Origin of the sequence: Burkholderia sp. BCC1993 (assembly GCF_905339865.1) — a bacterium.
In the GTDB taxonomy this organism is placed as follows: Bacteria; Pseudomonadota; Gammaproteobacteria; order Burkholderiales; family Burkholderiaceae; genus Burkholderia.
On the sequence record NZ_CAJPGZ010000022.1, the window covers coordinates 131,638 to 144,663 of the forward strand.

Consider the following 13,026-nt stretch of genomic DNA (forward strand, 5'->3'; position numbering starts at 1 on the left):
GGTAGGCATGGACACACGATAGCCGATCGCCGCCGGCGTGCAAGCCTGTCAAGCGGCCGCGTGGCGCGGCCGCTTGCTCGTGGTCCGCTTACTCCCCGGCCACCGCCGGTCCGCCCGAATTGCCACGGCGGTTGCGGCGCTTTTCGCCCCACACGCGGAACCGGTCCATGTACAGATAGACGACCGGCGTCGTGTAGAGCGTCAGCACCTGCGACATGATCAGGCCGCCGGCGATCGCGATCCCGAGCGGCGCGCGCAGCTCGGCGCCGTCGCCGTGGCCGAACGCGAGCGGCAGCGCGCCGAGGAGTGCCGCCATCGTGGTCATCATGATCGGCCGGAAGCGCAGCAGGCACGCCTCGTGGATCGCATCGAACGACGATTTGTTGCCGTTGCGCGTCTGGTCGATCGCGAAGTCGACCATCATGATCGCGTTCTTCTTCACGATACCGATCAGCAGGATCACGCCGATCAGCGCGATGATGCTGAACTCGGTCTTGAACAGCAGCAGCGCGAGGAGGGCGCCGACGCCGGCCGACGGCAGCGTCGACAGGATCGTGATCGGGTGGATGTAGCTCTCGTACAGGATCCCGAGCACGATGTAGACGGCCAGCAGCGCCGCGAGAATCAGGATCGGCTGGTTGTTCAGCGACTGCTGGAACGCCTGCGCGGTGCCCTGGAAGCTGCCGACGATCGTCGGCGGCACGCCGATCTGCGCCATCGTCTGGTAGATCACCTGGGTCGCCTCCGACAGCGACACGCCCGGCGGCAGGTTGAACGAGATCGTCGTCGCGACGAACAGCCCCTGGTGGTTGACCGACAGCGGTGTCGTGCTCGGGCCGAAGCTCGCGATCGCGGACAGCGGAATCATCGTCGACTTCGACGTCGACACCGCCGCGCCCGACGACGCGCTCGACTTGCCGCTCGACGCGATCGAGTTCAGCGCCTGGTTGCGCGCGGAATCGGACGCGATCGCCGCGGCGCTCGTCGCGGCCGTGCCGGCGCTCGACGTGCCGGCCGAGGTCGCGACGAAGGTGCCGGCCGCCGCGTTGGTCGTCTGCGAGCCGTTCGCGCTGCCGCCCGACTTGCTGATCCATACCTGGTTCAGCATCTCCGGGCTCTGCCAGTATTTCGGCGCGACTTCCATCACGACGTGGTACTGGTTCAGCGGGTTGTAGATCGTCGAGACCTGGCGCTGGCCGAACGCGTCGTACAGCGTGTTGTCGATCTGCGCGGGCTTGATGCCGAGCCGCGCGGCGGTCGCGCGGTCGATCGTCACCATCGCCTCGAGGCCGCCTTGCTGCTGGTCGGAGTTCACGTCGGTCAGCTCGGCGCGCTTTTGCAGCGCCTCGGTCAACAGCGGCGCCCACTTGTACAGCTCGGCGCTCGAATCGCCGAGCAGCGTGAACTGGTATTGCGCGCTGCTTTGCCGGCCGCCGACGCGGATGTCCTGCGCGGCCTGCAGGAACGTGCGCGCGCCCGCGACGTCCGACAGCGGCCTGCGCAGCTGCTGGATCACCTGGTCGGCCGACAGCTTGCGCTCGGTGCGGTCCTTCAGCGTGACGAACATGAAGCCCGAGTTGGTCTGGCTGCCGCCGGTGAAGCCCGCGACGCTCTTCACGTTCGGGTTGGCCTGCACGATCCGCATCATCTCGGCGAACTTCAGCTTCATCGCCTGGAACGAGGTCGACTGGTCGGCCTGGATGCCGCCGATCATCAGCCCGGTGTCCTGCTGCGGGAAGAAGCCCTTCGGCACGATGATGTACAGGTAGACGTTCAGCCCGATCGTCGCGAACAGGATCAGCAGCACCAGCAGCGGGCGGCGCAGCGCCCACGACAGCGAGCGCTCGTAGCCGCGCTGCATCCGCGTGAAGAAGCGCTCGAGGAAGCGGCCGAGGCGGCCTTCCTCCTGCACCTCGTGCGCTTCGCGCAGCAGCCGCGCGCACATCATCGGCGTGACGGTGAGCGACACCGCGAGCGACACGCCGATCGCGAGCGACAGCGTCAGCGCGAACTCGCGGAACAGGCGCCCGACGATGCCGCCCATCAGCAGGATCGGCAGGAACACCGCGACGAGCGAGATGCTCATCGACAGCACCGTGAAGCCGACCTCGCGCGCGCCGTCGAACGCGGCCTGCAGCCGCGGCTTGCCGTTCTCGATGTGGCGCGTGATGTTCTCGAGCACGACGATCGCATCGTCGACGACGAAGCCGGTCGCGACGATCAGCGCCATCAGCGACAGGTTGTCGATCGAGAAGCCGAGCAGGTACATCGCGCCGAACGTGCCGACGATCGAGATCGGCACCGCGACGCTCGGGATCAGCGTCGCGCGCCAGTTGCGCAGGAACAGGAACACGACCATCACGACCAGGCTGACCGCGATCAGGAGCGTGTGCTCGGTGTCCTTCAGCGACGCGCGGATCGTCGTCGAACGGTCGAGCACCGGCGTGACCGTGATGTCGGCCGGCAGCGACGCGGTGAGCTGCGGCAGCGCCGCGCGCACGCGGTCGATCGTCTCGATGATGTTCGCGCCGGGCGAGCGGTAGAGGATCACGAGCACCGCGCGCTTGCCGTTCGACAAACCGAGGTTGCGCAGGTCTTCGACGCCGTCCACGACCTCGGACAGGTCGGACAGCCGCACGGCTGCCCCGTTGCGGTAGGCCACGACCAGGTCGCTGTACTGCGACGCCTGCGAGGCCTGGTCGTTCGTGTAGAGCTGGTAGTGCTTCGGGCCGAATTCGATCGCGCCCTTCGGGCTGTTGGCGTTCGCGGACGCGAGCGCGGCCCGCACGTCCTCGAGGCCGATCCCGTAGTGGAACAGCGCCTGCGGTTCGAGCTCGACGCGCACGGCCGGGTTCGCGGAGCCGCTCACCGACACCTGGCCGATCCCGTCGATCTGCGACAGCGACTGCTGCAGCACCGTCGACGCGGCGTCGTACAGTTTCGCGGGCGACGACGTTTCCGACGTGAGCGACACGATCATGATCGGCGAGTCGGCCGGGTTGACCTTGCGGTACGTCGGGTTGCTCTTGAGCGACGCGGGCAGGTCGGCGCGCGCCGCGTTGATCGCGGCCTGCACGTCGCGCGCGGCGCCGTCGATGTCGCGGTTCAGCCCGAACTGCAGGGTGATCCGTGCGTTGCCGACGGTGCTGGTCGACGTCATTTCGCTGACGTCGGCGATCGAGCCGAGGTGCCGCTCGAGCGGGCTCGTCACGCTGGTCGCGACCGTCTCGGGGCTCGCGCCGGGCAGCGACGCCTGCACCGAGATGGTCGGGAAGTCGACCTGCGGCAGCGGCGACACCGGCAGCCGGATGAACGCGAACAGGCCCGCGAGCGCGACGCCGAGCGCGAGCAGCGTGGTCGCGACCGGGCGGGTGATGAAGGGGCGCGACAGGTTCATGTCGGCACTCGCTGGGCCGCCCCAAGGGTGCCGACCGCCCCTTTGAGGGGCAGCGAACGAAGTGAGCGTGGGGGTCGTTTCATTTACGCACCCGTGTGCTTGCCGGCATCGGCGCCGGGGCCGTGCCGCTCGAACCAGCCGCGCACGCGGCGCGCGAGGCTGTCGAAGCCGAGGTAGATCACGGGCGTCGTGAACAGCGTCAGCACCTGCGACACGATCAGGCCGCCCGCGATCGCGATCCCGAGCGGCTGGCGCAGCTCGGAGCCCGCACCCGCGCCGACGATCAGCGGCACCGCGCCGAGCAGCGCGGCGAGCGTCGTCATCAGGATCGGCCGGAAGCGCAGCAGGCACGCCTGGTAGATCGCCTCGCGCGGCGGCTTGCCTTCGACCCGCTCGGCTTCGAGCGCGAAGTCGATCATCATGATCGCGTTCTTCTTCACGATGCCGATCAGCAGCACGATCCCGATGATGCCGATGATGTCGAGGTCGTGCCCGGTGATCATCAGCGCAAGCAGCGCGCCGACGCCGGCCGACGGCAGCGTCGACAGGATCGTGATCGGGTGGATGTAGCTCTCGTACAGCACGCCGAGCACGATGTACATCGTGATGACCGCCGCGAGGATCAGGAACAGCTGGTTCGACAGCGACGCCTGGAACGCGAGCGCGGCGCCCTGGAAGCGCGTCTGGAACGACGCGGGCAGGTTGATGTCCTTCTCGGCGGCCTCGATCGCCTTGACGGCCTCGCCGAGCGACGCGCCCGGCGCGAGGTTGAACGAGATCGTCGTCGACGGGAACTGCGACAGGTGCGCGACGAGCAGCGGCGACGGCCGCTCATGGAACGACGCGATCGACGACAGCGGCACCTGGCCGCCGCCCGCGGACGGCAGGTAGATGTCGCTCAGCGATTCGGCGTAATGCTGCTCCTTCGGCTCCGACTCGAGAATCACGCGGTACTGGTTCGACTGCGTGAAGATGGTCGACACGATACGCTGGCCGAACGCGTCGTACAGCGCGTTGTCGACGGTCGCCGGCGTGATGCCGAAGCGCGCGGCGCTCGCGCGGTCGATCTCGATGTACACCGACTGGCCGTTGCTCTGCAGGTCGGTCGCGACGTCGGCGAGCGACGGCTCCTTCTGCAGCCGCGTGACGAGCTTCGGCACCCAGGTCGCGAACTCGTCCGGGTTCGGGCTCGTCAGCATGAACTGGTACTGCGTCGGGCTCACGGTCGAGTCGATCGTCAGGTCCTGCACCGACTGCATGAACAGCGAGATGCCGGTCACGTTCGCGACGCGCTGCTGCAGGTCGCGGATGATCTGCGCGGACGATTCGGAGCGGGCGTCGTGCGCCTTCAGATTGATCAGCATCCGGCCGCTGTTCAGCGTGATGTTGCTGCCGTCGACGCCGATGAACGACGTGAGGCTCGCGACGTTCGGATCCTTCAGGATCTCGGCCGCGAGCGCCTGCTGGCGTTCGGCCATCGCGCCGTACGAGATCGACTGCGGCGCCTGCGTGATCGCCTGGATCACGCCGGTATCCTGAGCGGGGAAGAAGCCCTTCGGTATGTAGACGTACAGCAGGGCGGTGAGCGCGAGCGTCAGCAGCGCGACGACGAGCGTCGAGCGCTCTCGGTTCAGCACCCATTCGAGCGCGACCCCGTAGCGCGCGATCACCCGGTCGATCGCGCGGTGCACGCGCGCCTCGAAGCGGTGGCTCTCCGGCGGCGGCGAATGGCGCAGCAGCTTCGCGCACATCATCGGCACTAGCGTGAGCGACACGATCGCCGAGATCACGATCGTCACCGCGAGCGTGATCGCGAACTCGTGGAACAGGCGCCCGACCACGTCGCCCATGAACAGCAGCGGGATCAGCACCGCGATCAGCGACACCGTCAGCGAGATGATCGTGAAGCCGATCTGTCTCGATCCCTTCAGCGCGGCCTCGAGCCCCGAATCGCCTTCCTCGACGTAGCGCGCGATGTTCTCGATCATCACGATCGCGTCGTCGACGACGAAGCCGGTCGCGATGGTGAGCGCCATCAGCGACAGGTTGTTCAGCGAGAAGCCGGCCATGTACATCACCGCGAGCGTGCCGATCAGCGACAGCGGCACCGACAGGCTCGGGATGATGGTCGCGTAGACGTTCGCGAGGAACAGGTACATCACCAGCACGACCAGCGCGACCGCGAGCAGCAGCTCGAACTGCACGTCGCGCACGGCCGCGCGGATCATCGTCGTGCGGTCGGTGACGATCTGCACGTCGAGCGCGGCGGGCAGCGTCTCCTGCAGCTTCGGCAGCTGCGCCTTGATCGCGTCGACGGTCGCGATCACGTTCGCGCCCGGCTGGCGCTGCACGTTCAGGATGATCGCGGGCTCGGAATTGACCCACGCGCCGAGCTTGGTGTTCTCGGAGCCGGCGACGATCTTTGCGACGTCGGTCAGCATCACCGGGCGGCCGCTCTTGTAGGCGACGACCGCGTCGTTGTATTGATCGGCGCTGGTGAGCTGGTCGTTCGCGTTGATCGTGTACGCGCGCGTCGGGCCGTCGAAGTTGCCCTTCGGCGTGTTCACGTTCAGGTTCGAGATCGTCGTGCGCAGATCGTCGAGGTTCATCCCGTACTGCGCGAGCGCGGTCGGGTTCGCCTGGATCCGCACGGCAGGCCGGTTGCCGCCCGACAGGCTGACGAGGCCGACGCCCGCGATCTGCGAGATCTTCATCGCGAGACGCGTGTCGGTCAGGTCCTGCACCTGCGTGAGCGGCAGGGTCTTCGACGTGATCGCGAGGGTCAGCACCGGCGCATCGGCCGGGTTGACCTTCGCGTAGATCGGCGGGGCCGGGAGGTCGGACGGCAGCAGGTTGCCGGCCGCGTTGATCGCGGCCTGCACTTCCTGTTCGGCGATGTCGAGCGGCAGGTCGAGCGAGAACTGCAGCGTGATCACCGACGCGCCGGCCGAGCTTTGCGACGACATCTGGTTCAGCGACGGCATCTGGCCGAACTGCCGCTCCAGCGGCGCGGTGACCGCCGACGTCATCACCTCCGGGCTCGCGCCCGGATAGAAGGTCTGGACCTGGATCGTCGGGTAGTCGACCTCGGGCAGGGCGGCGAGCGGCAGGAAGCGCAGCGCGACGAGACCGGCCAGCATGATCGCCGCCATCAGGAGGGCGGTGCCGACCGGCCGGAGAATGAAGAGACGGGATGGATTCATCGAGCGGCCCGCGCGTTACTGGGCCGCGGGGGCCGCTGCCTGCGACGCGCCGTGTTTGTGTCCGCCGCGGCGGGCGGCCGCGCCCGATGCGCCGGACGCCGCGCCGGCGCCGGCGCCGTGCGCGCCCGACGCGCCTTTCGGCTTGTCGGCCGGGATCGTGATCTTCGCGCCTTCGCGCAGCCGGTCGGAGCCGTCGGTGACCACGCGCTCGCCGAGCGCGACGCCGCTGACGATGCTCGTGCGCTCGCCGTCGACCGGGCCGATCGTGACCTTGCGCACCGTCACCGAGTTGTCGGGCTTCACGATGTACACGAACTGGCCGATCGAGCCCGTCAGCACGGCGGCCGTCGGCACGATCGTCGCATCGCGCATCACGTCGACCAGCAGCCGCGCGTTCACGAACTGATTCGGGAACAGCAGCCCTTCCTTGTTATCGAAGGTCGCGCGCAGCTTGACCGTGCCGGTGCTGGTGTCGATCTGGTTGTCGAGCGTGGCGAGCGAACCCGTCTCGAGCGGCACCGTGTTGTTGCGGTTGTACGCGGTGACCGACAGTTTCCGGCCCGCGTTCACCTGCTTGACGATCTGCGGCAGGTTGTCTTCCGAGGTCGTGAAGATCACGCTCATCGGCTGCAGCTGCGTGATCACGACGATCCCGTTCGTGTCGCCCGGCGTCACGTAGTTGCCGGGGTCGACCTGGCGCAGGCCGACGCGGCCCGACACCGGCGCCGTGATGCGCGCGTACGCGAGGTTCAGCTTCGCGGAGTCGATCGCCGCCTGGTCGGTCTTCACCGTTCCTTCATATTGCTTGACGAGCGACGCCTGGGTGTCGACCGTCTGCGACGCGATCGAATCCTGCGACAGCAGCGTCTGGTAGCGCTTCAGGTCGAGGCGGGCCGTCGCGAGCAGTGCCGAGTCGCGCGCGTGCGTGCCTTCGGCGTTCTCGAGCGCGACCTGGTACGGGCGCGGGTCGATCTGCGCGAGCAGGTCGCCCTTCTTGACGATCTGGCCTTCCTGGAACGCGACCGACTGCAGGTAGCCCGACAGCTGCGTCTTGACCGTCACGCTCGCAAGCGGCGTCACGGTGCCGAGCGCGGACAGCACGATCGGCATCTCGCCCTGCGTCGCGGTCGCGACCGATACGGGTTGCGGAACGTTCGCCATGGCGGCGGGGCCGCCGCGGCCGCGATGGCCGCCGCCTGCGCTCGCGCCGGAAGCCGCGCTGGCCGCCGCCTGCGCGTCGGCCTGCGTGCGGTTCCACGGGTGCCACCACAGCAGGCCGCCGATGACGACGACCGCGAGCGTCCCGATCACCCACGTGCGGCGCGGGCGGCGCGCGGCGGGGGAGGCGGGATCCTTCGAAGGGGGCGTGGGCTTTTGTTGATTGTCCATCGGGTTCTGTCAGGAAGACGGCTCGGCAGGCCGGGAAACGGGCTGGAAACCGGGCTGGAAAACGGGCCTGGGGCGGCGCATGGGCATGCGGTGCCGGAGGGCCGGCTCGGTCCGGGCCCTTCCGGTCTGCGCGGAAGTGAAAAGAGCGGAAAAGAGCGGTGCGCGCCGCGAATGCGGCGCGACGATGGGCATGATCCTACGTCCCGTCCCCGTTACAGTCCAGTCGTCTATCTTTCAACGGGTTACGGTCGTTACAGAACGCGACGGGGCGATGACGGATCGATTACACGGCGCTGCGCCGGGCCGGCGCGCCGCCGATCTCGCGGGTGATTTTCGCGATGCATTCGTGCAGCGCGGGCACCACGTGTTCCTGCAGCCATTCGGGCGAGCACTGACTGGATGCGCCGCCGCAGTTCACCGAATAGCGCTGGCCCGACGGGCCGACGAACCCGGCCGCGACCGCATTCAGCCCTTCGCGCCATTCGCCGATCGCGATCGCGTGGCCGGCGCGCATCGCGTCGTCGAGGCCGGGGCTCAGGCGCGCCGATACGTGCGGCCAGTCGTCGCCGGCCGTCGCGCGCAGCGCATCGAGCAGCGCGCGGCGCTCGTCGTCCTCCAGCGCCGCGAGATACGCGCGGCCGACCGCGGTGCGCGCGATGTCCATCCGCGAGCCGATCTCGAGGCGCGTGACGAGCACGGCCGAGCGCGGCCGGATCACGTCGATCGCGACCATGTCGAGCCGGTCGCGCACCGCGAGGTGCACCGACAGCGACGTGCGCTCGGCGAGTTCGATCATGAACGGCCGCGAGCGCGCGCGGATGTCGAAGTTGCGCAGGAAGCCGTGGCTCAGCTCCAGCACCGACGCGGTCAGCACGAAGCGCTCGCTGTCGGGCAGCTGGAACAGGAAGCCGGCGCTGACGAGCGTCGCCGTGATGCGCGACACGGTCGGCTTCGGGATGCCCGTCAATTCGGTCAGCTCGCGGTTGCTGACCGGGGCGTCGGCGGCCGCGATGCGGCGCAGCACGGCGAGGCCGCGCGCGAGCGCGGTGATCTCGTCCGGCGACGATTCGCGGTCTCGGGGCGCGGGAGGCGTTACAGATGTCGACACGAGGGATTCTCTCTATTTCCGAAACTCGATTTCATTTTGTTGGTATTGTAGGATGATTGTCAAAAGATGCATGTTCCATGGGTGAATCGTTCATCGGATGAGATTTTACGGGTTCACCCTTGGTTTATTAGGAAAGTGCTCAAATGAGCGTTGCCGGAAAGTGAACAAACCGGTGCAAATACCGCTTGACTTGTCGGGCGGAAACGGAAAGAATGTCTCACGTTTTCGAAACATCGTTTCAGGAGTTTAACCGGCAACGGTGTTTCGCGCAGTCTCTCAGGTTCTAGCACGGCCCTCGGAATGGCTAGAACTTTTTTAGCGCCACGGTCTCCGTGGCGCTTTTTTTTGCCCGTCGTTTCCCGTTTCAGGCCGGCAAGCCCGCCACCAGGGCCTGAACGCCGCGGTTTCGCCACAGCGAAGTTTACCGCGTCGCCAGCCATCCTCCCCCAGATCGCCGCGTCGTTCGCGCCGGACCCTCGTTTCCGTCATTTCAATCATCGGCTGGCCGCGCCACCGGCATGCGCTCGCCGTGTGCGCCGATCGTGCGGCAAATGATGCCCCCGTTCGCCGGGGACCCCCTATGCAAAAGTAGGAGGGTGACCCATCCCGGCCTTGCGCGCGCGTCCGCAGAATGCCGGTACGGGCCGTGAAAGCGTCGCGGCCCGCGTCTGCAGCAGAGCATGACGTCCAGCGCGTGTCGCTGGCGGACCCCTTGGATGGAGGTCATATGTTCAGTACCCGCGCGTGTTGCGGCAGTGTGGCGGCACTGTTGCTCCTAATGTGCGCCGTTCCCTCGTTTGCCCAAACGTTTCGCGTTCAATGTCCGTTCACCACGCCGTCCCATCCGACGGCGCTGCCGGCCGGCGGTGCGGAACCCGCCTACACCGGACCGTCCTTCACCGGGCTGAACTCCACGCCGACCGGTATCGTCAACGGCGCCATCAAGTGTCAGCAGATCTCGGGCGGCGACGGGTACGCCACGATGGCCGACGGCACACAGACGTACCTGTTTGCCTTCGGCCCGTTGTCCGGCATTGCCGACATCCAGGCCGGCCGCGCCGGTACGGAGTTCGCGTCGGTGTTCAACACGGTCGGCGATCCGAGAACCGACGCGACCTATAACGGAGCGGTCGGCCTCGTGCCCGACCCGGAATCGTCGCCGCCGGGCCAGTTGACCGGCCATGTGGATCCGCGTCCGATCATGGATATCGGCGTGATGAACGGCAACATGCCGGCGCCCGAGATGGCGATCGACGAGGACGACGAGTTCTTCCTGACGCTCACGAACGTCGGCATGATCATGCGCCCCGACCTGTTCGAGCAGCACACGGTGCACTTCCACGGTTATCCGAATGCGTCGTCGTTCTATGACGGCGTGCCGGATGCGTCGGTGGCGATCAACATCGGCGCCAGCTTCACCTATTACTATCTCGCGCCCGATGCCGGCACCTACTTCTGGCACTGCCACATCACGCCGCCGGAGCACCTCCAGATGGGGATGGTCGGCCAGATCTTCGTGCGGCCGCGCCAGAACCGGGTGCCGTCCGGCAAGTCGCTGTACGCGTCGCTGGTCGCGCAGCAAGACGATCTTCGCACCCGGTGCGGCAACGACATTCTGTGCTCGACGCCGCTGCCGCCTTCCAATGGCGTGCTGCACGTCAACGACAAGAGCGGCAAGCCGACGCTCTACGCATACAACGACGGCGACGGTTCGACTGCATACGACGTCGAGTATCCGGTGCAGATCCACGGCTTCGATCCGAACTTCCATTTCGTGGGGATGACGTTCAATCCGGAACCGTTCACCGACATGAAGGACAAGTACTTCATGCTGAACGGGCGCAGCTATCCGGACACGGTGACCCAGGGGCCGATGCAGACCCCGGTGGCCGACGGCACGGCCCATGTTTCCCAGCCGCTGCCGACGATCATCAATATCCCGGCCGGCGGCCGCGCGCTGCTCCGGATTTCCGATCTCGACGTCACCGAATTCCAGACGCTCGCGTCGCTGGGCGTGAGGATGCACGTGATCGGCGTCAACGCCCGGTTGCTGCGCGACATGGCCGGCAACGACATGACTTACTACACCAACTCGATCACGCTCGGCGGCGGCGAATCCATCGACGTGATTCTCGATGCGAGCGACACGACGAAGTACGCGCCGGGGTCGGTCTACTACCTCTACACGCCGAATCTCGATCACCTGTCGAACGACGCCGAGAACTTCGGAGGGCTGATGACGGAGGTCCGCATCTGCCCCGCCGCGCTCAACCCGGCTACGAAGTCCTGCATCTAGGAGAAATATCGTGGGCCACTTCACTCATGACATCCGGACCGCAATGTGCACGGGTGCCGGACGGCTCGTACGTCTCGCCGTGGCAATGCTTGCCGCATTGCTCTGCGGGCCGGTTCTGGCCGCCGCGCCGGGCATCACCGGCACGCATTTCGACCTGAGCGCCGAAGCGAGCCGCATCAGCCAGCCAGACGGCACGAGCGTCTATTCGTGGGGCTACGGCTGCCGCACGGCGCCGGCGGGATTCTCGCCGGCGGGCATCACGGGTGCGAACTGCCCGAGCATGCAGATTCCCGGGCCGACACTGATCGTGCGGCAGGGCGACGTGATCACGGTGACGCTCACGAACAACCTGCCCGCGGCCGCGGGCAACACGTCGATCCTGTTTCAGGGGTTCCAGGTGTGCGCGGCGGCGCTCAATCCCGACGGCTCGTGTCCGGCCGCGCTCACCGGCGTGCCCGGGCTGCTCACGCGCGAGGCGGCGCACGGCAACACGGTCACCTACAGTTTCGTCGCGGCGACGCCCGGCACGCATGCCTACTACAGCGGCACACGGGGCGACCTGCAGATCGAGATGGGCCTCTATGGCGCGATCATCGTGTTGCCGACCTCGGCGCCGGGCGTGCTTGCCTTGCCGGCGGGATGCCGCGCAGTCGCCGCGACGCTGCCCGACGGCCAGCCGGACTACCGCAACGCGGCGGCCGCATACAACCATGTTTCGGCGTGCTATGACCGTGAGTATCTTTTTCAGTTCTCCGAAATGGATCCGCGCATCCATACGCAGGCCGAGCAGGAGGCCGCGAAGACGTGCACGCTGCCGACGGGCTGCATGACCGTCGAGACCGAGCCTTATCACCCCGCGTACTTCATGATCAACGGCCGCTCGATGCCGGACGACATGGACCCGAACTATGCGATGCAGTATCCGCATCAGCCCTACAACGGCAATCCGCACATGCACCCCGGCGAGCTGGTGCTGTTGCGGATCATCGGCACGGGCCGATGGCAGCATCCGTTCCACGAGCACGGCAATCACGTCCGCGTGCTCGCGCGCGACGGGAACCTGATTCTTGCCAAGTCGGATGCGACCAAGGTCGCGGGCCCGCTGCTGTTCACCACGACCACGACGCCGGGCGAAACCATGGACGGCATCTTCTACTGGACCGGCAAGGGGCTCAACTGGGACGTTTACGGGCACAAGCCGGGCGACGGCAGCGTCTGCATTCCCGATGCGAACGGCTACTACACGGCGGACCCGACGGCGCCGAACTACTACGAATGGTGCGCGGACCACAACAAGGCGCTCGAAGCGCATCCGTTCGGCAACGTCGGCAGCGGCGGACCGGTCACGCTGCCCGACTCGCACATCCTGACGAACGGTGCGTGGTATGGCGGCAGTCCCTATCTCGGACCGGATGCGACGATTCGCGCGACCTCGCCGACCGGCACGACGCCGCCGAGCGGCACGATCGCGAATCCGCCGGGAAGCGAAGCGGGCTTTGCATTCATGTGGCATTCGCACAATGAACGCGAGATCACCACGAACAACATCTTCCCGGGCGGAATGATGATGATGATGCTCGTCGATCCACAAGTCTTCGTGATCAACGAAGGCAACTAGAGGCGGGGAGAACGG

6 protein-coding genes are annotated in these 13,026 nt (G+C 67.0%); 2 read left to right on the forward strand and 4 right to left on the reverse strand.

The window, feature by feature from the left end:
* Positions 1–88: 88 nt before the first annotated feature.
* The 4 genes from U4Y91_RS31690 to U4Y91_RS31705 all read right to left on the reverse strand — a co-directional run bounded on the left by U4Y91_RS31690 (position 89) and on the right by U4Y91_RS31705 (position 9,097).
* Positions 89–3,397 carry an efflux RND transporter permease subunit gene (locus tag U4Y91_RS31690; RefSeq protein WP_321808352.1) on the reverse strand — a complete coding sequence of 1,103 codons (3,309 nt, stop codon included), beginning with the start codon at positions 3,395–3,397 and terminating at the stop codon, positions 89–91.
* A gap of 83 nt (positions 3,398–3,480) precedes the next feature.
* Complete coding sequence (locus tag U4Y91_RS31695; protein ID WP_321808353.1) at positions 3,481–6,600, reverse strand: MdtB/MuxB family multidrug efflux RND transporter permease subunit; 3,120 nt, start codon at positions 6,598–6,600, stop codon at positions 3,481–3,483.
* Between the two features lie 15 nt (positions 6,601–6,615).
* A complete protein-coding gene (locus U4Y91_RS31700) occupies positions 6,616–7,989 on the reverse strand; it encodes an MdtA/MuxA family multidrug efflux RND transporter periplasmic adaptor subunit (RefSeq protein WP_321808354.1) in 1,374 nt (457 codons plus the stop codon).
* Between the two features lie 283 nt (positions 7,990–8,272).
* Positions 8,273–9,097, reverse strand: coding sequence for an IclR family transcriptional regulator (locus U4Y91_RS31705; protein ID WP_321808355.1), 825 nt, complete (start codon positions 9,095–9,097; stop codon positions 8,273–8,275).
* A 727-nt stretch (positions 9,098–9,824) separates the two neighbouring features.
* Between U4Y91_RS31705 and U4Y91_RS31710 the strand changes: the two genes are divergently transcribed.
* Together U4Y91_RS31710 and U4Y91_RS31715 are read left to right on the forward strand one after the other, a co-directional pair.
* Positions 9,825–11,393: a multicopper oxidase family protein gene (locus U4Y91_RS31710; protein ID WP_321808356.1), complete on the forward strand. Its 1,569-nt coding sequence runs from the start codon at positions 9,825–9,827 to the stop codon at positions 11,391–11,393.
* A 43-nt stretch (positions 11,394–11,436) separates the two neighbouring features.
* A complete protein-coding gene (locus tag U4Y91_RS31715) occupies positions 11,437–13,011 on the forward strand; it encodes a multicopper oxidase domain-containing protein (RefSeq protein ID WP_415750517.1) in 1,575 nt (524 codons plus the stop codon).
* The last annotated feature ends 15 nt before the right edge of the window (positions 13,012–13,026 follow it).

Bases quoted from the DNA above. Each gene is read 5' to 3' on its own strand.
- U4Y91_RS31700 (WP_321808354.1), bottom strand. From the start codon at position 7,989: ATGGACAATCAACAAAAGCCCACGCCCCCTTCGAAGGATCCCGCCTCC.
- U4Y91_RS31695 (WP_321808353.1), bottom strand. From the start codon at position 6,600: ATGAATCCATCCCGTCTCTTCATTCTCCGGCCGGTCGGCACCGCCCTC.
- U4Y91_RS31690 (WP_321808352.1), bottom strand. From the start codon at position 3,397: ATGAACCTGTCGCGCCCCTTCATCACCCGCCCGGTCGCGACCACGCTG.
- U4Y91_RS31715 (WP_415750517.1), top strand. From the start codon at position 11,437: ATGTGCACGGGTGCCGGACGGCTCGTACGTCTCGCCGTGGCAATGCTT.
- U4Y91_RS31710 (WP_321808356.1), top strand. From the start codon at position 9,825: ATGTTCAGTACCCGCGCGTGTTGCGGCAGTGTGGCGGCACTGTTGCTC.